The 25852-nt window shown below is 39.5% G+C and carries 20 protein-coding genes; 15 read left to right on the top strand and 5 right to left on the bottom strand.

The genetic code is table 11. The features are described from left to right. Positions 1-11: 11 nt before the first annotated feature. The 7 genes from mrdA (at position 12) to lipA (ending at position 7278) form a co-directional block, all read left to right on the top strand. Positions 12-1988: a penicillin-binding protein 2 gene (mrdA, locus tag HMPREF3020_RS07625; protein ID WP_070776090.1), complete on the top strand. Its 1977-nt coding sequence runs from the start codon at positions 12-14 to the stop codon at positions 1986-1988. Then, complete coding sequence (gene rodA / locus HMPREF3020_RS07630; RefSeq protein WP_049364923.1) at positions 1988-3103, top strand: rod shape-determining protein RodA; 1116 nt, start codon at positions 1988-1990, stop codon at positions 3101-3103. Before mrdA ends, rodA begins: the two co-directional genes overlap by 1 nt. 53 nt (positions 3104-3156) lie before the next feature. Next, a complete protein-coding gene (locus tag HMPREF3020_RS07635) occupies positions 3157-4017 on the top strand; it encodes a septal ring lytic transglycosylase RlpA family protein (protein WP_070776091.1) in 861 nt (286 codons plus the stop codon). Positions 4018-4035: 18 nt separating this feature from the next. Further along, entirely contained in the window at positions 4036-5223 is a 1188-nt protein-coding gene (locus HMPREF3020_RS07640) for a D-alanyl-D-alanine carboxypeptidase family protein (RefSeq protein WP_070776092.1), read from the top strand. Positions 5224-5331: 108 nt separating this feature from the next. Then, positions 5332-5610, top strand: coding sequence for a DUF493 family protein YbeD (ybeD, locus tag HMPREF3020_RS07645; protein ID WP_049369509.1), 279 nt, complete (start codon positions 5332-5334; stop codon positions 5608-5610). A gap of 1 nt (position 5611) precedes the next feature. Continuing rightward, positions 5612-6253: a lipoyl(octanoyl) transferase LipB gene (gene lipB, locus HMPREF3020_RS07650; RefSeq protein ID WP_070776093.1), complete on the top strand. Its 642-nt coding sequence runs from the start codon at positions 5612-5614 to the stop codon at positions 6251-6253. A 62-nt stretch (positions 6254-6315) separates the two neighbouring features. After that, positions 6316-7278 (top strand): lipoyl synthase, encoded by a 963-nt coding sequence (gene lipA / locus HMPREF3020_RS07655; protein WP_005695484.1) that lies wholly within the window; start codon positions 6316-6318, stop codon positions 7276-7278. A 70-nt stretch (positions 7279-7348) separates the two neighbouring features. Here lipA and HMPREF3020_RS07660 read toward each other — a convergent pair whose 3' ends face one another. From HMPREF3020_RS07660 to galE, 4 genes are all read right to left on the bottom strand, one after another. Then, entirely contained in the window at positions 7349-9373 is a 2025-nt protein-coding gene (locus HMPREF3020_RS07660; protein ID WP_070776094.1) for a hypothetical protein, read from the bottom strand. Between the two features lie 97 nt (positions 9374-9470). After that, entirely contained in the window at positions 9471-10115 is a 645-nt protein-coding gene (adk, locus tag HMPREF3020_RS07665; protein WP_049369513.1) for an adenylate kinase, read from the bottom strand. Positions 10116-10213: 98 nt separating this feature from the next. Further along, positions 10214-11488 (bottom strand): MFS transporter, encoded by a 1275-nt coding sequence (locus tag HMPREF3020_RS07670; RefSeq protein ID WP_070776095.1) that lies wholly within the window; start codon positions 11486-11488, stop codon positions 10214-10216. An 80-nt stretch (positions 11489-11568) separates the two neighbouring features. Further along, positions 11569-12585, bottom strand: a complete 1017-nt coding sequence (gene galE / locus HMPREF3020_RS07675) for a UDP-glucose 4-epimerase GalE (protein ID WP_070776096.1) — start codon at positions 12583-12585, stop codon at positions 11569-11571. Between the two features lie 204 nt (positions 12586-12789). Between galE and HMPREF3020_RS07680 the strand changes: the two genes are divergently transcribed. Continuing rightward, positions 12790-16023 carry a S8 family serine peptidase gene (locus tag HMPREF3020_RS07680; RefSeq protein WP_070776097.1) on the top strand — a complete coding sequence of 1078 codons (3234 nt, stop codon included), beginning with the start codon at positions 12790-12792 and terminating at the stop codon, positions 16021-16023. A gap of 663 nt (positions 16024-16686) precedes the next feature. Here the strand turns inward: HMPREF3020_RS07680 and HMPREF3020_RS07685 are convergent. Next, positions 16687-17217: an inorganic diphosphatase gene (locus tag HMPREF3020_RS07685; protein ID WP_005695476.1), complete on the bottom strand. Its 531-nt coding sequence runs from the start codon at positions 17215-17217 to the stop codon at positions 16687-16689. 201 nt (positions 17218-17418) lie between these two features. Between HMPREF3020_RS07685 and HMPREF3020_RS07690 the strand changes: the two genes are divergently transcribed. The 7 genes from HMPREF3020_RS07690 (at position 17419) to HMPREF3020_RS07715 (ending at position 25852) form a co-directional block, all read left to right on the top strand. Next, the gene (locus HMPREF3020_RS07690; protein WP_070776098.1) at positions 17419-18735 is read left to right on the top strand and encodes an NCS2 family permease; all 1317 of its coding nucleotides are present in this window, start codon (positions 17419-17421) and stop codon (positions 18733-18735) included. A 180-nt stretch (positions 18736-18915) separates the two neighbouring features. Next, positions 18916-20295, top strand: coding sequence for a prephenate-dependent tRNA uridine(34) hydroxylase TrhP (gene yegQ, locus HMPREF3020_RS07695; protein ID WP_070776099.1), 1380 nt, complete (start codon positions 18916-18918; stop codon positions 20293-20295). Between the two features lie 302 nt (positions 20296-20597). Next, positions 20598-20768, top strand: a complete 171-nt coding sequence (locus tag HMPREF3020_RS09435; protein WP_239660901.1) for a hypothetical protein — start codon at positions 20598-20600, stop codon at positions 20766-20768. Positions 20769-20838: 70 nt separating this feature from the next. Further along, a complete protein-coding gene (locus HMPREF3020_RS07700; protein ID WP_049364908.1) occupies positions 20839-22668 on the top strand; it encodes an ATP-dependent nuclease in 1830 nt (609 codons plus the stop codon). A 254-nt stretch (positions 22669-22922) separates the two neighbouring features. Further along, a complete protein-coding gene (gene queA / locus HMPREF3020_RS07705) occupies positions 22923-24014 on the top strand; it encodes a tRNA preQ1(34) S-adenosylmethionine ribosyltransferase-isomerase QueA (protein ID WP_070776100.1) in 1092 nt (363 codons plus the stop codon). Between the two features lie 112 nt (positions 24015-24126). Then, positions 24127-25275: a tRNA guanosine(34) transglycosylase Tgt gene (gene tgt / locus HMPREF3020_RS07710; protein WP_070776101.1), complete on the top strand. Its 1149-nt coding sequence runs from the start codon at positions 24127-24129 to the stop codon at positions 25273-25275. A gap of 64 nt (positions 25276-25339) precedes the next feature. After that, positions 25340-25852: a hemerythrin domain-containing protein gene (locus HMPREF3020_RS07715; protein WP_070776102.1), complete on the top strand. Its 513-nt coding sequence runs from the start codon at positions 25340-25342 to the stop codon at positions 25850-25852.

Genomic DNA, 25852 nt, shown 5'->3' on the forward strand with positions numbered 1-25852 from the left:
TTACATTACCGATGAATTTAAAAAAATTCTTTTCTGCACCAACCAATGAACCGATCCGTGATAAAAAAGCGGAACGGAACTTGTTTGCGCGTCGAACATTGGTAGCATTCATCGGTATTTTAGCCCTAAGTGGTGTGCTATTTGCCAATATTTACCATCTCCAAGTGGTGAATTACGACATGTACCAAACTCGCTCTAATGGTAACCGTATCAAATTGCTTCCACTTCCTCCTACTCGCGGATTAATTTACGACCGTTACGGCGAATTACTGGCAGAAAACCTCACTTTTTTCGGTTTATATATCGTGCCGGAAAAAACGGAAAATTTAGACCGCACTTTTGAAGAATTGCGCTATGTTGTGGGACTCACTGATGAAGACATTGAACATTTCAAAAAAGAGCGTCGTCGTGGTACTCGCTATACACCGATTTTACTCAAGCCTAGCCTAACGGAAGAACAAATTGCCCGTTTTGCGGTAAATCAATATAAATATCCAAGCCTTGATGTACGTCCTTATTTCAAACGAAATTACCTATATGGCGAAGCCATGACACATATATTGGGTTATGTTGGACGCATTAATGACCGAGATGTTGAGCGCCTAAAAAAAGAAGAAAAATTTGCTAACTATTCCGGTTCTACGGACATGGGGAAACTGGGTATTGAACGTTATTACGAAGAACAACTCCATGGTACAACCGGTTTCGAAGAGGTTGAAATTAATAACCGTGGTAAAGTTATTCGTAAACTACGTGAACAACCAGCCACTGCGGGTAAAAGTATTCATCTGACTATCGATTTTACCCTTCAGCGCTATATTATGTCGCTTCTTTCAGGTCAAAAAGGCGCTGTCGTTGTGCTTGATCCGAAAGATAACAGTGTATTAGCGATGGTTTCAACACCAAGTTATGACAATAATTTATTCGTCGATGGCATTTCTTCTAGTGATTACAAACGTTTACTCGAAGACCCTACTCGACCGCTTTATAGTCGTGCGACACAAGGGGTCTATCCACCGGCCTCTACGGTAAAACCATTCGTTGCTGTTGCGGCATTAACGGAAGGGGTGATTACGCCTAATACCACGATTTTTGACCCAGGCTACTGGACATTGCCAAACTCAACAAAACGTTTCCGAGATTGGAAAAAAACAGGGCATGGTTATACGGATTTAAACAAGGCCATTACTGAATCATCGGATACCTTCTTCTATCAAACCGCCTTTAATTTAGGTATTGATCGTTTCTCCATGTGGATGAAACGTTTTGGGTTTGGTATGCCGACAGGTATTGAAATTCAAGAAGAAGCCACGGCCAATATGCCGAGTAAAGAATGGAAACAAAAACGTTATAAAAAACCTTGGGTACAGGGCGATACAATCTCAGTGGGTATTGGGCAGGGGTATTGGACAGCGACACCATTACAAGTGGCAAAAGCGACTTCTATTGTGGTCAATAACGGTAAAATTCATACGCCACATTTAATGAAATCAGTTGAAGGTGCCACCATTGAACCGTATCAAGACCCGCTTTTATATGCAGATATTACCGATCCAAAACAAGCTTATTGGGATGCCGCTAAGCGCGGGATGTTCAATGTAGTAAATTCAGGTGCAGGGACAGGGCGAAAAGCTTTTATCGGCACCAATTACCATGTAGCAGGGAAATCCGGCACAGCACAAGTGTTCAGCTTAAAGGAAAACCAAAAATATAATGCCGCTGGGTTAAAAAAAGAACTACATGACCATGCTTGGTTCACGGCTTATGCTCCTTATGAAGATCCAAAATTAGTTGTCACCATTATTTTAGAAAACGCGGGCGGTGGTTCAAGTAATGCGGCGCCAATTGCACGGCAAATTATGGATTTCTACTTGAATAAACGCTTGCCGCAAATTGAACGTCTAGAAAATGCTGAAAAAGAGAAAAAGACGAACCAAACTGATTTAGATGCGCCAGCACTAGAATCTCAACCAAGTGAGAATGAATAATGGAAGAAAAAGTGCCTTTATGCTTGCGATTATGGCAACGCTTACATATTGATTTTTTATTATTTATTGGATTAGCCGCTATTACGGCTTATGGCATGCTTGTACTTTATAGTGCATCAGGCGCCAGTGAAGTGATGTTCCAAAATCGTATCATTCAGGTCATATTAGGTTTTGCTGTGATGATGATTATGGCACAACTTCCCCCTAAATTTTATCAGCGACTCGCTCCTTACTTATATTTGGTGGGTTTTATCATGCTGATCTTGGTTGATGCTATCGGTACAACCAGCAAAGGGGCACAACGTTGGTTAGATCTTGGATTTATTCGCTTTCAACCTTCTGAAATTGTCAAACTCGCGGTACCATTAATGGTTGCGGTATATTTAGGTAACCGTCCGCTACCACCGAAAATGAGTGAAACCTTTATTGCTATCGCCATGATTATTGTGCCAACTTTACTTGTGGCTATTCAACCAGACTTAGGCACATCAATTCTGGTTAGTGCATCGGGCTTATTCGTGGTATTCTTAGCAGGGATGAGTTGGTGGCTTATTCTTGCTGCTGTAGTTGGATTAGCGGCATTTATTCCTATCATGTGGATGTATTTAATGCATGACTACCAACGCATGCGTGTATTAACCTTACTTGACCCCGAGAAAGATCCACTTGGGGCGGGTTACCATATTTTGCAATCCAAAATTGCTATCGGTTCAGGCGGTATATCTGGCAAAGGATGGATGCAAGGGACACAATCCCAATTAGAATTTTTGCCTGAACCACACACTGATTTTATTTTTGCCGTGATGAGTGAAGAACATGGAATGGTCGGTTTTCTTATTCTGATGGCAATTTATTTGTTTATTATTATCCGTGGCTTAATAATTGCGGTAAATGCAGAAACCTCTTTCGGGCGTATTCTTGCTGGTGCAACCACACTGATATTCTTCGTTTATGTCTTCGTGAATATTGGTATGGTGAGTGGCATTTTGCCTGTTGTAGGGGTGCCTTTACCACTCTTTAGCTACGGCGGTACCTCATATGTCGCCATCATGGCAAGCTTTGGTTTAGTGATGTCCATTCATACTCACAAACCTCGCTTTATGAAAGGGAACTAATTTCCCTTTTGGCTTTCTTATGAAGAGCACCGATAATCTTGAAAGTAATAAGTATGACATTAAAAAACATCTTAAAAACGACCGCACTTTTTACCTTGATAAGCAGCTCAAGTTTTTCTGCTTTTGCCGATACGCAAAAAATGTATGGTATTCAAGGGGATTCGCTGTCGATTACTACGACCGTTCAAGCGCCACAAAGCTATGAAGTGAATGGTAAAACATACACCACACAAGGTGATGAGGCAAATTCCTATTCAAAAGAAGGGACAGCAAGTTATTACCACCATAAATTTAATGGTCGTAAAACAGCTAATGGTGAACGCTATGATTCGGCACTTTTCACTGCCGCACATAAAACCTTACCTTTGAATTCTTATGCGGTTGTTACAAACTTACATAACAATCGCAAGGTGATTGTGCGAATTAATGATCGTGGTCCGTTTAGTGAGAAACGTATCATTGACTTATCTCATTCTGCCGCAAAAGAATTAGGCCTTATTGCTCGTGGTACAGGGCAAGTAAGAATTGAAGCTTTACATGTGGATCACAAAGGTCAAATTTCAGGTGCGGGGGCAAAAACACTCGCCAAGCATGCTAAAACGCAAGAAGCCAGTGATCGTTTAGTTATCAATAAAAATAACGAAAAAAAAAATCAAAACTTAGACAGCACAAACGATGCAAAAACTGTCTTCAAGCTAAAACTACTCGCGCTGTCGTCAAAAAATCAAGCAGAAAGCATCATCACAAAGCTCGCGTTAGACAACATAAAAACCGAAATTAACCAAAATGGGCGAAACTACGAAATTCATTTTGGACCAATTGCGGATCAAGCGGATATGAATCAATTAAAAACAAAACTACAAAAAACGATCAATGGGCAACCCGTAATCGTTTATACTTATAAAAACCAATAAGCTATTAAAGGAAATGCTATGTTAAAACAATCTGCAAAATTGAAAAAAATTGTACTCTTCTTGGGATTAATGGCAGCCTCAACATTTGCTGCGGCTGAAGATATTCAATACGGTATCGCAGTACCGGAAGTGAATGCGCAAACTTATGTTTTAATGGATTACAATTCTGGTGCGGTACTTGCATCACTTAACCCAGACCAACGCCAATATCCTGCCTCATTAACAAAAATGATGACTAGCTATGTGGTTGGTGCAGCATTAAAACAAGGTAAAATCCATAATGAAGATATGGTGACAATTAGCGAAAGCGCTTGGGGTAGAAATTTCCCTGATTCATCAAAAATGTTCTTAAATTTAAATCAACAAGTGTCTGTGGGTGATTTAAACAAAGGGATTATCATTGTTTCTGGTAATGATGCCTGTGTTGCTGTAGCTGAACATATTTCGGGTACCGTGGCTAACTTCGTTGATACCATGAATAAATACGTTCAACAATTTGGCTTAAAAAATACTAACTTCACCACGCCACATGGTTTAGACGATCCAAACCAATATTCAACTGCACGTGATATGGCGATTATTGGTGCGCATATTATTCGTGATTTACCGGAAGAATATAAAATCTACGCAGAAAAAGACTTTACTTTCAACAAAATCAAACAACCTAACCGTAATGGCTTATTATGGGATAAAACCATTAACGTTGATGGTATGAAAACCGGTCACACAAGCCAAGCAGGTTATAACCTTGTTGCATCAGCAACAAGCCCAAACAATATGCGTTTAATTTCTGTTGTAATGGGGGTACCAACCTATAAAGGCCGTGAAGTAGAAAGTAAAAAACTCTTACAATGGGGTTTTGCTAACTTTGAAACCTTAAAAACTCAAAAAGCAGGTGAAGAAATTTCAAAACAATCTGTTTACTACGGTGATAAAGGTGACGTTAAACTTGGTGTCTTAGAAGATGGCTTTATCACTGTGCCAAAAGGTAAACAAACTGACTTAAAAGCACGTTATGAATTAGATAACAAATACTTACAAGCACCTTTAGCAAAAGGTCAAGTGGTGGGTAAAATCGTTTATCAATTAGACGGCAAAGATGTCGCTACCGTAAATCTTCAAGCATTAGAAGATGTACAAGAAGGTGGCTTCTTAGGTAAAGGTTGGGACTGGTTAGTGTTAACAGTTAAAGGATTATTTGACTAAACACCTTGAAAATTAACCGCACTTCCCCATTTATATAACATCAATAAATTCGTAAGGTGTGTGAATTTAACTGATTCACGCACCTTATTCTTAAATTAAGGAAACAACATGGCAACCGAAAACGATTATGAAAAACTAAAAGAAGTAATGGAATTCCCCGCTGCAATGACATTTAAAGTCGCAGGTGTTAACCGTGAAGGTTTAGCGCAAGACATCGTAGCAGTGATACAAAAATATTTACCGGGTGATTATATTCCAAAGGAAAAACGCAGTAGTAAAGGCACTTATAATTCAGTTTCGATTGATATCGTCGCGCAAAACTTTGAGCAAGTAGAAACCCTTTACAAAGAACTTGCAAAAGTTGAAGGCGTCAAAATGGTTCTCTAAGATGAGCAATACTGATTTAATTGTCCGTCAATTAGGATTACAAGATTATCAGGAAATCTGGCATAAAATGCAGGAATTCACGGATAATCGAAATGCAGAAACCACCGATGAAATTTGGTTAGTTGAGCATCATCCTGTTTTCACACAAGGCCAAGCTGGCAAACCGGAACACTTATTACAACGCAGTGATATTCCTGTTGTTCAATCGGATCGTGGTGGTCAAATTACCTATCATGCTCCTGGTCAGCAGGTCATGTATGTGCTCATTGATATTAAACGTCATGAACATTTAAATGTTCGTCAATTAGTGACCGCACTTGAACAATCCGTTGTAAAAACCCTAGCAGACTATGGTATTGAAGGTTATCCCAAACCAGATGCACCTGGCGTGTATATTGATGGCAAAAAAATCTGTTCATTAGGTTTACGCATTCGAAAAGGCTGCTCTTTCCATGGGCTTGCGTTTAATATCAATATGGATCTCAATCCTTTCCATTACATTAATCCTTGCGGCTATGCAGGGCTTGAAATGTGTCAGCTTGCTGATTTTATCGGTAAAGAAGAGGCAACACTTGACAAGGTTTCCCCAAAATTAATTAAACACTTTGCCGAACTTTTGGGCTATAATGTTACAAATTTATAACATTCACTTTTATAACTCATTTAAAAATGCCTGAATCAGGCATTTTTCTTTAGGAAAGAACAATGTCAACGCCTTTTAAAATGGAACGCGGTGTGAAATACCGTGATGCAGCCAAAACATCAATTATCCCTGTTAAAAACATCGATCCTAATCAAGAATTATTGAAAAAGCCGGAATGGATGAAAATCAAATTGCCGTCTAGCTCATTAAAGATCGAGACCATCAAAAACGGGATGCGTCGTCATGGCCTACATTCTGTCTGCGAAGAAGCGTCTTGTCCAAATTTACACGAGTGCTTTAACCATGGTACAGCAACCTTTATGATTTTAGGGGCGATTTGTACTCGTCGTTGCCCATTCTGTGACGTTGCACATGGTAAACCCTTACCGCCCGATCCGGATGAACCACGTAAATTAGCTGAAACTATCCAAGATATGAAGTTGAAATATGTGGTGATTACCTCTGTAGACCGTGATGATTTACCTGATCGTGGTGCAGGTCATTTTGCTGAATGTGTAAAAGAAGTGCGTGCATTAAACCCTGGCATCAAAATTGAGATTTTGGTTCCTGATTTCCGAGGACGTATTACTCAAGCCTTAGAAAAATTAAAAGACAATCCACCAGATGTATTCAACCACAACTTGGAAAATGTGCCACGTTTGTATAAAGAAATTCGTCCGGGCGCTGATTATCAGTGGTCTTTAAAATTGCTTCATGATTTCAAAGAAATGTTCCCAAACATCCCAACTAAATCAGGTTTAATGGTTGGATTAGGTGAAACTAATGAAGAAATTCTTCAAGTGATGGAAGACTTACGTGCAAACGGCGTAACCATGCTTACACTGGGTCAATATCTCCAACCAAGTCGCCATCACTTACCGGTTGCGCGCTATGTGCCACCAGCAGAATTTGATGAGTTCCGTGATAAAGCCAACGCAATGGGCTTTGAACACGCAGCCTGTGGCCCATTTGTTCGCTCTTCCTACCATGCTGATTTACAAGCAAGTGGTGGATTAGTGAAGTAATCAAAAACAGATAAAAAAATGACCGCACTTTGAATCTCAAATGCGGTCATTTTTTATATTATCCTTTCAACTAGTCAGTTGCTGCTGGCTTCTCTTCTTCACCCTCATCCGTCTCCATCATGCTTTCTTGACGAAGATCTTCAAGGGTGCGACCATTAATCAAGTAGCCATTTTCCGTTTTTTCCACTCTAGAAACGTAATTATCACCTTCTTCTACAAATTCTCGGTGAAGTTTTCCATCATGTTTCACAAAGCTACTTAAATATTGCCAAAAGTATGAATTTTCCTTAATGGCTAAGGCTTTTTCATTTTGATCATCAAACAACATTTTACTTAATGTCAGATTAAATGTGCCTTCAATATTATCTGGAATCATGTCTGATGAATCATCTTCGGGCACTTGAGGCACAATACCACTCACTTCCAATTTAACTGGATAAGCATTAGTCTCTGGATAAGTATTTAGATTTAAATTCAACGTTGCATTATCAACGATTAAATCAAGCTCTTTCCATGAGTTTTTGATGTATTTATCAAATGTGGTTGACGTTAAATGCGTGCTGCATAAGGCCCCATAAAACGGTGCTGAGCAAAATCTTGCTGATAAATGCGCTTTGCTGTGATTAATTTTAAATGGTGCATCAACTGCTAATTTTTCAAATTGGAACCCTGCACTTGGATAACTGGCTTTATTCGCAGACAATGTGATATGTTCATTATATTGATCATTGTCTAGTGTTTCCGTCTTATCACTGGCTGATACGTCATCAAGCACTAAATCGGCCATATTAAATGATTTTAAGGCTGCCTCAATATTGGTTTTGCCACTAAATTCTTTCACCCATTTATCTTTGGCATTCAAGAAGTCTTTATTGTCTTTTGACGGTGCCTCTTTCTCAGCAAAAGCATCTAATAAAAACGGTACAAACGCCAATTCGTTTGCCACGTTGTAATCATCTAACTGAATATTAACCTTACCCCCTTTAGCTTCCCATTTACGCTCTTCATCGGCAGGGGTTTGTTTCACACTTTCAACATTCAGTTTAAAATCTACATTAGCCTTGGTTAAATCCGTATTCGCCAACTTAAGTTCAAGACCGGCATTTTGTAAGTTAAAGTAAGGTTGATTATTTTTAGGCACATTGACAGAAAGCACGGATAATGAACCATCAAAACGATCGTTTTGTGTAAAAATTTTCGTTAACAAATTGACACCGTCTTTAATGTCTAGTGAGCCATCACTTAATTTTTTAAATTCATGATGAAAATTGACCGCACTTGGCACGCCATTTTGTTTAATCAATAAATTCAAACCACCCGCTGTCGCTTGGCTTTCTTCTGTCATACGGCTTTTATTGGCAATGCGTAAAATATCACTACTGAATTTCGTGCTCAGATCACGCTTATCTGCCTCACCTGATTTCACGTCAAAATGATAAGTCGCATTTTTCATATAAACATGGGTATTTTCCCCATTTAACAACGCCACTTCGGCATTTTTCGCGGTTAAGTCAATACTTGATAGATCGTATTGATTTGCACCGACAGGCACAAGGCGAGCTTCACCATCAATTTCTTCAAGTTTTGTGTCTTTATCGTAATTAAAACCACTTAGAGTTGTTTTTAGCTCAACTTCTTTATTTTTTAAGAAATGAAGACCGATAGAAAGGTTTTGGGACTTATTCGCAAAATCACGGAATTCCGTCAAAATATCAGACTGTAAATAATCTCCTACCGGCGAAAATTTACTATTAATCGTGTTTTTATCAATCGTGATATTTAATGTTTTATTTAATTGACGAACTAATTGATCGGATAACTGAGACTCTGCTGTAATGAAGAAAGGCAGCGCGGTGAGCTTAGTTGAAATCACATTTGTGCTTTTCGCATCACTATCTTTTACACTAAAGATCAACTCACGAATAAAAAAGTTTTTCGCAGTTTGCGTCACATTTAAGGTTGCTTGGTTATCCAAAGAATAAGGGAAATTTTTTAACACCTGATCGATTTTATGATTGGTGTAAAATTGTGCGCCGATCCCAAGTGCCACTGCGATAGCCGAAATCGTCAATGCTATTGTTCTTTTCTTGCTCATAATGTCCCCAAATACGATCTCAATTTACGATCTCAAAATCCTTTTGAAAAATTAACCGCACTTTTCTCTTCAAAGTGCGGTCAGTTTTCAGTCTATTTTAGCCTAAGATTTTATCTAACTCTTGGCTTACTTCTTCCACTTTTTGAGTACCATCTAAACGGAAATATTGCGTATTACCCGCTTTCGCTTCAGCTTGGTAATAATCAATTAATGGGCTGGTTTGTTTGTGGTAAACCGCTAAACGATCTAACACAGTTTCTGGTTTATCATCGGCACGGATAATTAAATCTTCACCTGTTACATCATCTTTACCTTCCACTTTTGGTGGGTTGTAAACGATGTGATAAGAACGACCAGACGCTTGGTGTACGCGACGACCACTCATACGTTCAACGATCACTTCATCCGGTACATCAAACTCTAAAACGTAGTCAATTTTCACGCCAGAATCTTTTAATGCATCCGCTTGTGGAATCGTACGTGGGAAACCATCTAATAAGAAACCATTTGCACAATCTGGTTGAGAAATACGATCTTTTACTAATGCAACAGTTAATTCATCCGGTACTAATTTCCCTTCATCCATTAATGCTTTTGCTTGTTTGCCTAATTCTGTCCCCGCTTTAATCGCAGCACGGAACATATCCCCTGTTGAAATTTGTGGGATACCAAACTTGTTCATAATAAATTGTGCTTGTGTGCCTTTTCCTGCACCAGGCGCACCTAAAAGAATAATTTTCATACGAATCTCCAATAAATAATAGACCTGTTTAAAATACCGTTAAAGCCTTGTTTGGTCAAATGATTTTGCTGTTAATTTTGACCGCACTTTATTTTATTTTAAGCTTTTTCATTTCCTTTTTCATTCCATGGTGCCACCCAGAATAAACAAATCATTCCTGGGATAGCGAAGAATAAACAAATCCAGAAAAAATGATAGTAACCTACTGCTTTGACCAAGTAACCCGATAACATACCAAGCCCTTTACTCGGTAAAGCAGAAAGGCTGGTAAATAAGGCTAACTGAGTGGCTGTATAAAGTGGATTCGTTTCGCGAGCCATAAAGGCGACAAAGGCAGCAGTGCCCAGACCGACACCGATATATTCCCCCGCAATCACGAAACCTAATTTCCAAAGTTCAGCTGCACCGATTTGGTCAAAATGCCCAAATGCAGCTAACCAAATAAATCCACCAATAGTGATTAATTGGATAAAACCAAATACCCACAATGCACGGTTAATGCCTAGGCGTAACATAATCACGCCACCCACGAGACCGGCAGAGATACTTGCCCAAAGTGAGGTACTTTTTACCACCAACGCAATATGCTCTTTTTCAAAGCCCATGTCATAGACGAATTTCGTTTGTAACGTAGTGGCAAATGAATCACCAAATTTATACAAGAACAAAAAGAGTAAAAAACCGATAGCTTGGGCGACACCTTTACGTTGGAAGAACTCTTTCAAGGGTATCCAAAACACCATATAGAAAGGTTGATCACGATCGACCTGTGCAATCATTGGTTCTTTCGCTAAAAAGAGCGTCATAAATATGCCCGCCAGCATACAAAGTGCGGTCAATAAAAAGACGGTTTCCCATGGATAAATTGTCGCTAAATAAAGCGAGAGCCCCCCAGGAATTAAACCTGCAACGCGATAAGCATTAATGTGGATGGTGTTCCCCAATCCTAATTCATTATCCGTTAAAATCTCACGACGGTAAGCATCGAGCACAATATCTTGTGTTGCAGAGAAAAAGGCAATGAATGTGGCAATTTTAGCCACCGTACTTAATTCTGCCACCGGATCAAACTGACTTATCGCATAAAGGGATATCAGCAAAACCACTTGAGAAATCAATAACCAACTACGACGACGCCCTAAAAAATGCGGGAAATAGCGGTCTAATAATGGCGCCCATAAAAACTTCAAACCATATGGCACCATCACCCCTGTCAATGCACCGATTAATTCAACGGAAAGCCCTTTATCTGTCAACCATACAGGCAACATTTGCAATAACACGAAAAGTGGTAAACCCGAACTAAATCCAGTGAAAACACAGATCAGCATTTTGCGGGTAAATATTTGACTAGAAAGGGATTGTTCTGACATAAAGTGCGGTTATTTTTGAGCGTGTTTTATCTGATTAAAATATTAAGGGCGAAATGATGCTCCGCCCAACAAGAGTAAGATTAATCTCGGTATCCTTTCGGATTATTTTTTTGCCAATTCCAGGTGTCTTTCATCATTTGCTCAAGACCACGTTCTGCTGTCCAATTTAACTCTTTTGCTGCAAGACTTGGATCGGAATAGCATGTTGCAATATCGCCTGGACGACGTGCAACAAGACGATATGGAATTTTAATATTGTTCGCTTGTTCAAACGCTTTCACCATATCAAGCACAGAATAACCGGTACCTGTACCTAAGTTATAAATGTGTAAACCTGCGTCATTTTCATGGCGATTTAATGCTTTTAAGTGACCAATCGCTAAATCCACCACGTGAATATAATCACGTACACCTGTGCCATCATGAGTATCATAATCGCTACCAAATACCGAAAGTTGCGGTAATTTACCGATCGCAACTTGGCTGATGTAAGGCAATAGGTTATTTGGAATACCATTTGGATCTTCACCAATCAAGCCACTTGCGTGTGCACCCACTGGATTGAAATAACGTAAGATCGTCATGCTAAATTGTGGTTCAGCTTTTGCAACATCGGCAAGAATTTGTTCCACCATGTATTTAGAGGTACCGTAAGGGTTGGTTGTCCCGCCCACTTTGCAATCTTCTGTAATTGGAATAATTTCCGGATCGCCATAAACCGTTGCAGATGAACTAAATACAAAGTTCCACACACCTGCTTTTTTCATTTCTTGAATGAGAACAATCGTGCCTGCGACGTTATTCATGTAGTATTCAGCGGGTTTCTGAACACTTTCACCCACGGCTTTTAAACCCGCAAAATGGATTACCGATTGAATACTATTTTCAGCAAAGATTTTTTGTAATAAAGCACGATCTAAAATATCGCCCTCATAAAATTTCACGTCTTTGCCCGTGATTTCTTTTACGCGTTCTAAAGATTTTGGGGATGAATTGCATAAATTATCCAATACCACCACTTCTTTATTTGCATTTAATAATTCCACTACAGTGTGTGAACCGATATAGCCTGCGCCACCCGTTACTAAAATAGCCATGAGTTACTCCTTAATCATTTTGTTCGCAAATTATAACATTGATTTCTACGATACATAAATTTATCCCCTCTTTTGACCGCACTTTGGTGTGATCGTTGTCACAGAATAAACATTTTTCTCTGGAATTTTGATTTGAGTCATTGAAGCGCTTCGCGATGAGGCGAATAATAGTCTCCTAAAATCAAAAAGATAAAGGAAGACAATATGAAACCTCAAACACTTCAAAAAACCGCACTCGCACTACTTGTTGGTTGGTATGCTGCGAATGCAGCCGCTTATTCTGAACAAGGCCAAGCCGGTAATACCAAAAGTTGGGAAAGCGCTGAATACCTCAAAGACTGGGGCTTAACCTCAATGAATGCCTCCACGGCTTACGCGCTTGGCTTTAATGGTTCAGGCGTAAAAATCGGCGTGATGGATTCAGGTGTGCTATTAAACCACCCTGAATTTCAAGACGGTCGAATCCACGTTGTAAAAACGGAAGGGACTTATAGTAAAGATGGCATGCGTTATCCCGATGCATCGGTGGGAAATGGTCCAATTAATAAAAATGAACCAGTAAAAAACGGTAAACGCAATTTCGATAAAACAGATAATGGCATCTTCACTAAAGGTGAAGCCTTCAATATTGACGGTGCATGGCATAAATATACCAATGATGCACACGGTACGCACGTTGGCGGGACAATGGCAGCAACGCGTGACGGCAATGAAATGCATGGTGTAGCATTCGGTGCTAACCTCTATTCTGCCAACACAGGTGGTAACGACAACATGACCTATGGGCCAAACCAAGACTATAGTTTCTTCTTACAAGGCTACTCTGCTCTCGCGGATGCGGGAGCAAAAGTGATTAATAACAGTTGGGGTTCAAACCGTCGTGTTAATTCATCCTTTGCCGGTGCCTTAGGCTATAAACCAAAATATGATTGGCGTAATGTGCCTGAATATGGTGTGCAATATTATGATGTACCAAAAGCACCTGAGCCAATTTCCAGTCCTGCGGCACATATTTATTTAAGTAACTTAGGCGAGGCTGAAAAAGCTTATTATCAATTTGTCACCGGTGGTGAGAAAAACTTTGTTGATGCGGCTTATGAAGTAGCAAAAAATAAACAAGTGATTCAAGTTTTTACAGCGGGTAACCGCAGTATGATGGCTGAATCCTTTACGCGTGCGATGTTGCCTTATTTCAGACCTGATGCAGAAAAATACTGGGTAAACGTCACGGGACAAGTCGGTGGTGAAGGCTATCCGAATGATTCGAATGACGATGTGAGTGATGGAAAAGCAGGCGCAGATATTCAAGAATTTAACCTCGCCGGCCATTCAAAATGGTGGACGATTGCGGCGCCATCTGCCAATATCTATTCCTCCTACATTCAATTACAAGACAACAATACTTATGGTGACCCTATTTACAAATCAGCTGGTGGTACTTCAATGGCTGCCCCACACGTAAGTGGTGCATTAGGTGTCATCTTTTCTCGCTATCCATATATGACAACCGATCAAGCGCGCGATGTTATGCTCACTACTGCGAGACAAACCACTCTTCGCAAAGGGCTTGAAGGTAAACCATTAGAACGTTGGGAAACTGAACAAGGTATACCGAGTAACGTTTGGGGTTGGGGTATTTTGGATCTTGGCAGAGCTATGTTTGGTCCAGGTCAATTCTTAGGAAACATGAAAATCAACCTCAATCAAAATGATGTTTGGTCAAATGATATTAGCGATAAAGCCATCAAAGCACGTCAAGTCGAAGATCAAGCTGAAGCCGCGACTTGGACAACGCGCAAAGCAGAATTACAAGCGTTAATGCAAAATCGTGCAGGCGCGACAGCTGAAGAAAAAGCGGAATATCAAGTAGGTTTAGCACGTGAAGTGGCTCGTAATGAACGTGCCGCGCAAGGCTATGTCGGCGCCTTAACTAAAAATGGGACTGGCACCTTAACCCTCACCGGTAATAACAGCTTCACCGGTGAAATTACCGTGAATGAAGGTCAGCTTTCAGGGTTAAATCAATCCCTTGGTTCAGCACAACAAGTCATCGTAAAACAAGGTGCAACATTGGAAGTGTTACCGAAAGCGGAAGTCACTAAACCAAGTGAGAATGGATTTGTTACCGAAACCTTAACCAGCACCGCGAAAACGGTCACTGCGACAGTGGAAAAAGGTGGTCGTTTCTTACTGAATAATGGTATTGCTAACGTCAATGCCACCTTTGCAGACGGTTCTGTTTTAGTGCCAAATAAATTTGATGAAGAAATTCTGCCTCAATTACAACAAGATCCACAAAAAGCAGTTTCCGTGCAAGGTACTGGCTCATTTGTGGGAGCTGAAAATGCAGTTGTAGAAACACCTCGCACTTATGATTTCTTTGCCGTTAAAAATGAAAGTAATGCAAATACGTTGAAAGTAACCGTTCAGAAAAAAGCCCTTTCATCGGCGGCAACCACTGAAAATGAAGTGGCTATCGCCAATGCCTTAGATGCAGCAACAAGCAGTGCGGCATATCAAAACCTCATTTGGGGAACAAAAGAGAATGCTCGCCAAGCTTTTGCTCGTTTAAGCTATGATGAAGATCTCGCAGCCGAACAACACAATGTGTTAAATGGCTTATTGCTTCGTCAGCAACTTGCCCAACCGGGTGCAGTAAGAGCGCAACTTAATACAGGTACACAAATTTGGACAAGTGGCACCTTCACTCACTTCAGCACTGACAGTTTAAGCAGTCATGCATACAATCAACTTGTGGGTATTGATGCGACCATTGATACAAACAAACATTTAGGTGTATTTGTTGGTTCAACACAAAACAGTCATAAAATTGACCGCACTTCAAAAGATCGTGCCGTGCATTTAGGCTTAACAGCTGAACATCGTTTCAACGTATTAACACCGAAAATTGGTTTTATTCAAAGCTGGGGTAAACACGAACAACGTGCTGAATTTGCACAAGGTGTGAAAAGCCATAGTCAAACACAAAATGTCTTTGCTGAACTTGCCTACACAGGCTTAAAAGGCGAACATTTTGCGCTTGAACCTTATGCTGGCGTAAGCTATATGCACATCAAAAACAAAGGCGTGACAAAAGGCGAAGTGCAGTTAAAAGACAACAATCGTGATTTAATCGTCACCTCTGTAGGTTTACGTCCATCCATTCCATTTGCAATTGGTGGCGTTCAATTAAATCTATTAGGTGATGTGGCTTATCATCGTTTCCATAAAGATAAAGCCGCCGAAGGCAGCTTGGTTATCAATAATCAAGGCGTAGCAAATCTTTATGGTAAAGAATTGAAAAATGTTGTTACGACAGGTGTGGCACTACAAGCTCAATTTACACCAGTATTGAGTATGAAAGTCGGCTATCAAGGTGCTTACAACCACGATACGAAAGCGAATAATGTTAATGCAGAATTACGCTTCTCGTTTTAACGATATTCAATAAGACAAAAGTGCGGTCAGTTTTTGAGAAGTTTTAAAACTCTTTGAAAATTGACCGCACTTTGTACTTCAGTATTTAATTATTATGCTAGGAAGATTCTACCTCCCTATCTTCTAGAAATCTAAAAAACTACGATATTGATGTTTCTTTTCAGATCATGTTTTTTAAACACCTCTAAAATTCTATTTCCTAATTCTATTTGAAATAAATATTGATAATAATATCAAAGGAGAACCTAATGAAAACAATTTAAAGCAAAAAACTATTATTTCCATTGTCTCATCTAAAGAAATAGAACCTCCATTCATAACAAATGAAAATATTATTAAACCTAATGAAAATACAAAAAAACAACATAAAAATATCAGTATTAAAAGAATAATAATTTGAAGAATTTTATTCATTAGTGGTTACTCTCTTTACCCAATCCTTTATTTTTTCTTGTTTATATTAAATCTCTAACTCCATTTCTTCTTTGTCTGTTAACCTTTCTCCACAACTATATTTTACTTTTCAGTTCAATCTCATTACGGGTACGGTTAAAAACATGCTGAGTCTAGGAGTGTATGTAGCTCATTTTAATTGTATTTTTATTCATCTATAAAAACAAAAGGCATCAATCTGATGCCTTTTCAATTCATTAAAATGAAAAATTAACGCTCATTCCAACGTTTGATTGATTCACGAATCACTTCTTTCGCTTCTTCTACATCGCCCCAGTGAGTCACTTTCGTTGAACCTGGTTTTTTCAATGCTTTGTAGTTGTTGAAGTGGAATTCAATTTGTTTGATTAATTGCGCTGGCACATCAGCAAGGCTGTTATATGCATTGCCGGTATCGCGGTCATCTGCTGGCACACAAACGATTTTATCGTCCACTTCGCCATCATCAACGAATTTCATCACACCGATTACTTTTGCTTCAAGGAATACACCGGTCGCAAGTGGTTGGCGAGTTAATAATAAAACATCTAACTCATCGCCATCTTCGTCTAAAGTTTGTGGAATAAAACCATAGTTAGTTGGTTTTGCGAAGATCGCTGGCTCAACACGGTCTAATTGGAACGCTGCAACTTTACGGTTCCATTCGATTTTGTGGCAGCTACCTTCTGGAATTTCATTTACCACATTGATAATGCCGGCATCTACATCGCCTGGCGTTAAAATTTGATTAAAATCAGCCATTGTTTTTCCTTTTTTGATTACGTTAAAAACTTTCAGAGTATAGCAGTTTTTAGTCGATAAAAAAATATGCGAAAAACATCCTCAAAACTGACCGCACTTTCCCGCCAGACCGACAAAAAAACGATTGCGCAAACGTTTACTTTTAAATAATTTGCTATAAAATAGCACGTCTTTTTTTGATTATTAGCCTAAGGGGACTTTATGTCAAGTTTAGAAAAAACCTTTGAACTCAGCAAACGCGGTTCAACGGTTCGTCAAGAAATCATTGCGGGTTTAACCACCTTCTTAGCCATGGTGTATTCCGTGATTGTTGTGCCTAAAATGCTTGGTGATGCAGGCTTTCCGGCTGAATCAGTGTTTATCGCAACCTGTTTAGTGGCGGGGCTTGGTTCGATTTTAATCGGCTTTTGGGCAAATGCGCCAATGGCGATCGGTTGTGCCATTTCATTAACTGCCTTCACCGCATTTAGCTTAGTCATTGGTCAACATGTTTCTATTCCTGTGGCATTAGGTGCTGTATTCCTTATGGGTTTGGTATTCACCTTAATCTCTGCGACAGGTATTCGCTCTTGGATCTTACGTAACCTGCCATCAAGCATCGCGCATGGTGCAGGGATCGGGATCGGCTTATTCTTACTTTTAATCGCCGCAAACGGTGTAGGCTTAGTGGTCGGCAACCAAGCGGGTTTACCAGTTAAATTAGGTGATTTCACTTCGTTCCCTGTGATGATGTCCTTAATCGGTCTTGCATTCATTATTGGCTTAGAAAAAATGAAAGTAAAAGGCGGGATTTTATGGGTCATCATCGCGATTACTATCGTCGGTTTAATCTTCGATCCAAATGTAACATTCAATGGCCAAATCTTCAAAATGCCAACCTTTGGTGAAAACTCACTTTTCTTACAATTAGATTTGCAAGGTGCATTACAACCAGCCATTTTACCAATTGTCTTTGCTTTAGTGATGACTGCCGTATTTGATGCAACTGGTACTATTCGTGCCGTTGCAGGTCAAGCGGACTTATTAGACAAAGACGGACAAATCATCAACGGTGGCAAAGCCTTAACCTCTGACTCTGTAAGTAGCTTATTCTCGGGTTTATTCGGTACTGCACCAGCAGCCGTTTATATCGAATCTGCAGCAGGTACAGCTGCAGGCGGTAAAACGGGTATCACCGCTATCGTCGTCGGCGTATTGTTCTTATTAATGTTATTCTTCCAACCACTTGCATTCTTAGTGCCAGGTTATGCAACTGCACCGGCGTTAATGTATGTGGGCTTATTAATGCTAAGCAATGTGAGCAAATTAGACTTCGATGATTTCGTGGGCGCAATGAGCGGCTTAGTTTGTGCAGTATTCATCGTGTTAACGGCAAACATCGTAACGGGTATCATGCTTGGCTTTGCAGCGTTAGTGATTGGTCGTATCGTGAGTGGCGATGTGAAAAAACTCAACATTGGCACAATTATCATCGCCATTGTACTTGTCACATTCTATGCTGGCGGCTGGGCGATTTAATTAAATACAATCTTGATAAGGCGAACAATGGTTCGCCTTTTTTATTTCTAGCCTCAAAAAACAATCGAAAAACCAAACCGCACTTTTACTTTACAAATCCCTAAATCCGCCTAAAATACAGGCCTTTAATACGGCTTGCCAAAAGCAAGCTACTGACCTGAAATCAGACAAGAGAACATTATGACAACCCCATTTAAACCTGAATTACTCTCCCCTGCGGGCTCCCTTAAAAACATGCGCTACGCCTTCGCGTATGGTGCAGATGCCGTTTATGCAGGCCAACCTCGTTACAGCTTACGTGTACGTAACAATGAATTTAATCATGCCAATTTAAAAATCGGGATCGATGAGGCCCATGCGCTTGGCAAAAAATTCTATGTGGTCGTAAATATTGCACCGCACAACTCCAAACTCAAAACCTTTATTAAAGATTTACAACCTGTGATCGACATGGGCCCAGATGCCTTAATTATGTCTGACCCAGGCTTAATCATGTTGGTGCGTGAAAACTTCCCGGATATTGATATTCACCTTTCTGTACAAGCGAATGCGGTAAACTGGGCAACGGTAAAATTCTGGAAACAAATGGGGTTAACCCGTGTGATTTTATCGCGCGAATTATCCATTGAAGAAATTGCCGAAATTCGCCAACACGTGCCCGATATCGAACTCGAAATTTTCGTACATGGCGCGTTATGCATGGCCTATTCCGGTCGTTGTTTGCTTTCTGGCTATATCAACAAACGAGATCCAAACCAAGGCACTTGCACCAATGCTTGCCGTTGGGAATACAAAATGGAAGAAGGCACGACGGATGAAGTGGGCAACATCGTACCGAAAATCGATCCCGCTCAACAAATCGAAGTGAAAAATGTGGCGCCAACCTTGGGTGAAGGTGCGGTAACGGATAAAGTCTTCCTTTATACTGAATCACAAAAGCCCGATGAACAAATGACGGCATTTGAAGATGAGCACGGCACTTACTTTATGAACTCAAAAGATCTGCGTGCCGTACAACACGTGGAAAAATTGACCGCACTTGGCGTCCATTCTTTAAAAATTGAAGGTCGTACTAAATCATTCTATTACTGCGCTAGAACGGCACAAGTTTACCGCAAAGCCATTGATGACGCGGCTGCGGGCAAACCATTTGATGAAAGCTTAATGGACACGTTGGAATCCCTTGCTCATCGTGGTTATACCGAAGGTTTCTTACGTCGCCATACGCACGATGAATACCAAAATTACGAATATGGCTACTCAATCTCAGAACGCCAACAATTTGTCGGTGAATTTACTGGTAAACGTAATGAACAAAGCATGGCTGAAGTGGCGGTGAAAAATAAATTCTTGCTTGGTGATGAAGTGGAAATGATGACTCCACAAGGCAACATCATCTTTAAGATTGAAAAAATGCTCAATCGCAAAAACGAAAATGTGGAAGCTGCACTCGGCGATGGCCACTTTGTCTTTTTAGATGTGCCACAAGACATCCAACTTGATTATGCGTTGCTAATGCGTAACCTGGTCAACACCAATACGCGCAATCCACACAACTAGTTGTTAAAAAATTGTTGCATTTGTTAATAAGTGTACTATAATACATCCCATACCTGATTTGTTAATTCAACAACTCATAGTATGACTCCAAATATTTTGCCCTTTCACCTTTTTGAAAGGGCTTTTTTCATGCCTTAAAAACACGCTCCAAAATCATATAAAACACTCCATTCTTAAAATTAATTAACTTCATATTATTTATGAAAAAATATATAAATTAATGAACATTGACATTAAAATAAAGTTAGGAATACATTAAGCAATAATCATTAAAAGTAATCATAAATATAAAGGATTATTTTATGTTTGCGAAACTCTCCTACTACGCCCATTCCGTCGAAGATGAACTCGGCAATCTCTTGCCTTACGAACATTGGCAAACCTTGCAAAGCCATTCGCTCAATGTTGGGGAAATAGCGGGATTGAGTTGGGAGGATACTAATTTTATAAGAGAGGAGAATTTAATTTTTTAGTTTAAAAACTTTTCAATCTATTATTAAAAATATTTTAGCAAACTTGTAAATTTATTAAGAAGGTAACACTATGGAACGTTCACATCTTGTACGTATGCATATTAAAAATATTGGCTGTATTGGTAATGACGGTTTAACAGTTGAATTAGATGATATTGTATGCTTAGTCGGAGCAAATAATGCTGGTAAAACAACTGTATTAAGAGCATATGAGTTGGCAGTTCAGCAAGAAAAGCTAGATATAAAAGATTTTAATTGTAATGCAAATGGAAAACCTGCTACGGTCGAATTATGGGTTCATATTCCTAAAAGTGCAGGTAATATTGACGAAAAATGGAAAGAAGAAACAGATGATGGATTATTACTAGTCCGTTCTAAGTGGGAATGGCCTACAGAAGGAGGAAAGCCAATTAGAAGTACTTGGGATCCAGAGATTCAAGACTACGCAGATGATGGTAAAGCTGCTGGACTAGATACTGTATTTAATAGTCGTTTGCCTAAACCATTTCGAATAGGTTCTTTAGATAATCCTGAAGAAGAACATAAAAAATTATTAAATCTTGTACTTGAACCAATAATTAATAAATATAAAGAAATTATAGAAAATGAAGAATCTGATTTAAGTAAGAAAATTAAGGAGTTGGAGATATTAGCAAATAATCCTATATCAGAACTTCGTAACGATATTGATAAAATACAGGAGCAAATTAATTCATCCTATTGCAAAGTATTTAGTTCATCAGGAATCCATCTTAACATTGGGATTGGAGATATTGGTTTTGATCCTGCAAAATCTTTGTTATCAGGTTCAAGAATTGATATTTCTGAAACAGGTAACTTTGCCCGTTGGGATCAGCAAGGGACAGGTTCACAACGAGCATTATTTTGGTCTATTCTTCAGGTAAGATCTGAGTTAAGTAGAGTTTCTGATATACAAAAGGAATTACAAAAATTAGAAAGCAAAAAAGCACAATCTTCGAAAGATAAAGAGAAAATTCAAAAGCTTAAGAGCCAATTATCTCAAGATGGTTCAAGTGATTTCTTTTTGCCAGGGTATATGTTATTGATCGATGAACCTGAAACGGCGTTACATCCTTCAGCTGTTCGTGCAGCGAAAGAACATTTATATAACTTAGCATCTGAAGCAGGCTGGCAAGTCATGTTGAGCACTCATCATCCAGCTTTTGTTGATCCTATAAAAGATCATACAACTATTGTTCGTTTACATCGATTAGATAAGCATTTAGAACCTAATATATATAAATCCGAAACAATTAATTTTAGTGATGATGAACTCGCTAATCTGAAAGCCCTAATGGTTTTTGATTCTAATGTTTCTGAAATTTTCTTTGGAGATAAAGTTATTATCGTTGAAGGAGATACTGAATTTGCTGCTTTTCATGAAATTATGAATAGTAATCCAGAGGATTATCCTGTTAGTCAACGCCCTCTTATTATCAGAGCCAGAGGAAAAGCGACAATTACTATTTTAGTAAAAATTTTATCTCATTTTAAAATTGATTTTTCTGTCTTACACGATATAGATTCTCCTAAAGTTTCGTCTGGCGATAGGGCTAATTCAGCATACTCTATAAATAAAGCAATTTCAGATGCAGTAACTGAGGCACGTGGAGCTGGATTAAAGGTAACTTATCGTTGTTCATGCCCTAATTTTGAAATTCACCATCAAATGGACTTACCATCTAAAGATAAGCCATTTAGAAGTTGGAAAGCTGTTCAAGAACAGGAAGGTGTGCGTTCAAGTATAGAATCAATACTGAAAGAATTAATCAGCGTATGCAATGATATTCCAAGTAATGATGGCACTAACTATGAAGACACTCTAAAAAATTGGATTACCCTTAATCATAAACAAGACGAGCCTTGTTACAAATTTTAAAACTGTAAATACGCAGCCACCTTCGGGTGGCTGTGTGTTGAAACACCATAGTGTAATGTTGCGGTTCGATATGTTTTAGCAGCCACCTTCCGGTGGCTGTGTGTTGAAACAAAACTTAATAAATTTGAATAGTATAATATTTACCTTCCCACTCTATCTCTCAACCCGATTCATACCCAACAACATTCCCCCTTGTATTTCCCCCTCATTCGCTCTAGACTATGCCCCATTTTTAGCTTTCATGATTTACAATTATGCGTGTTTCTGACTTTCATTTTGACTTACCTGATGAGCTGATTGCTCGTTACCCTAAAGAAGATCGCTCTTCTTGCCGTTTGCTACAGCTTAATGGCGAAAACGGAGAAATTTCTCACCGCACTTTTACCGATGTATTGGATTTAATCGACGAAGGTGATTTGTTGATTTTTAACAATACGCGCGTGATCCCTGCTCGTATGTTTGGTCGAAAAGCCAGTGGCGGGAAAATTGAAGTGTTAGTGGAACGTGTTTTAAGTGAACATCATTTTTTAGCGCATATTCGCTCATCAAAGGCCCCGAAAGAAGGCGCAGAATTATTTTTAGGCGAAGATAAACTGGGTGAAAATAATGGCGTAAAAGCCATTATGGTTGGTCGTCAAGATACGCTTTTTGAAGTGGAATTAGCGGATAAAAGTCGCAATGTGCTTGATGTGTTACAAGAAATCGGTCATATGCCTTTGCCACCTTATATTGATCGCCCAGATGAAGAAGCGGATCAAGAATGCTATCAAACCGTGTATAACAAAGTGCCTGGTGCAGTGGCTGCGCCAACGGCTGGCTTGCATTTTGATGATGAGCTTTTACAAAAATTACACGAAAAAGGCGTTAATTTTGAATTTGTGACTTTGCACGTGGGCGCAGGTACATTCCAGCCAGTACGCGTTGAAAATATTGAAGATCACATTATGCATGCAGAATATGTGGAGCTTTCTCAAGAAGTCTGCAATGCTATTATTGAAACGAAGAAAGCGGGTAAACGTGTCATTGCAGTAGGCACAACATCAGTACGTTCTGTTGAAACCGCTGCCCTATCAGCAGAAGAAAATGGCAACCCTGATTTAATTGAACCTTATTTTTCTGATACGTCTATTTTTATTTACCCGGGTAAATCATTCCGTGTGGTGGATGCGTTAATTACCAATTTCCACTTACCAGAAAGCACATTGATTATGTTAGTGTCTGCCTTCGCAGGCTTTAGCCACACCATGAATGCCTATAAAAGTGCGGTCGAAAATCGCTATCGTTTTTTCAGTTATGGCGATGCGATGTTCATTACCAAAAATCCAAACGTGAAAGGCTTAGAATAAGTGGTTTGACTTATTTTCACCCAACTCATAAAATACCTATCAAGAAGCCTGTACTAACAGGCTTTTTTATTGAACAACAACCTACGAACTGTTTATTCGTTGAGGAAAGAAAATGAAATATGAATTAGATAAAACCAGCGGCAGTGCACGTCGTGGTCGCTTGGTGTTTGAACGTCCACAAGGCACGTTCAGCGTAGAAACCCCTGCATTTATGCCGGTGGGTACTTATGGCACGGTAAAAGGCATGACACCAGAAGAAGTGCGTGCGACGGGTGCAGAAATCTTATTGGGTAACACCTTCCATTTATGGCTTCGCCCTGGTCAAGAAGTGATGCGTAAACATGGTGATTTACACGACTTTATGCAATGGCATCGTCCAATTTTGACTGACAGTGGCGGTTTCCAAGTATTCAGTTTAGGTAAATTACGTAAAATCACCGAAGAAGGTGTGAAATTCCAAAACCCAATTAACGGCGAGCGCATTTTCCTTTCGCCTGAAAAATCCATGGAAATTCAATATGATTTAGGATCTGACATCGTGATGATTTTCGATGAATGTACGCCTTATCCAGCCACTTTTGATTATGCGAAAAAATCCATGGAAATGTCTCTTCGTTGGGCAAAACGCAGCCGTGATCGCTTTGATGAATTAGGCAATAAAAATGCGCTATTCGGTATTATTCAAGGCGGCGTATTTGAAGAATTACGCAAAGTATCATTAGAAGGCTTAGTGAATATTGGCTTTGATGGTTATGCGGTGGGTGGTTTAGCGGTAGGCGAACCAAAAGAAGACATGCACCGTATTTTAGAATACATCTGCCCACAAATCCCGGCTGATAAACCGCGTTATTTAATGGGTGTGGGTAAACCAGAAGATTTAGTGGAAGGCGTACGTCGTGGTATTGATATGTTTGACTGCGTAATGCCAACCCGTAACGCACGCAACGGCCATTTATTCGTGACAGACGGCATTGTTAAAATCCGTAATGCAAAATATCGTGATGATACCAGCCCGTTGGATCCTGAATGTGATTGCTACACCTGTAAAAACTACACCAAAGCTTATTTATATCATTTAGATAAATGTGGGGAGATTTTAGGCGCTCGCTTAAATACCATTCATAACTTACGCTATTATCAACGTTTAATGGCGGAAATTCGTCAAGCTATCGAAGACGATCGTTTTGATGATTTTGTTGTAGAATTCTATGCTCGCATGGGCAAACCCGTTCCTCCATTACAATTAGCGGATAACTCATAATTGCTGAAAGTGCGGTAAAAAAATGAAGCGTTTTTTGACCGCACTTTTTAACAAAGGAAACCTTATGCAAATCCTTGAACCTCAACAATTTGCCACTTGGAATGAACCGATTGATATGCTTTATGCTTGTCATAGCAAAGTGAAACGCTTTTGCAAGCAACTCACGATTCTTCCTGGTTATTTAGAAAAAAATGGCGTGAATCAAGCCGTATTAAATGATGTAAAAACTATTTTGCAGTATTTTAATCACGCCGCACCACTTCATCATGATGATGAAGAAAAAGACTTTTTCCCCGCTTTAATTGAAAAAGCACCGCAAGCGAAAGAGTCGGTGGATGAATTAGAGCGCCAGCATGTTACTTTGCATGAAAATTGGGCAAAGCTTTCTGAGCAGCTAGAAGAATTGATTGTAGAGAAACGCACTGATGTAGATGAAAGGCTGATTACGCTGTTTGTGGCGAGCTATGATAGACACATTGCCCTTGAAGAGCCGCTATTTGAGCTTGGTAAGCAATATTTATCCGCAGAACAACTCACGGCTATGGGCAAAATTATGTTTGCTCGTCGCCAAGCTTAA

This window comes from Haemophilus sp. HMSC068C11 (assembly GCF_001815355.1).
Lineage (GTDB): Bacteria > Pseudomonadota > Gammaproteobacteria > Enterobacterales > Pasteurellaceae > Haemophilus_D.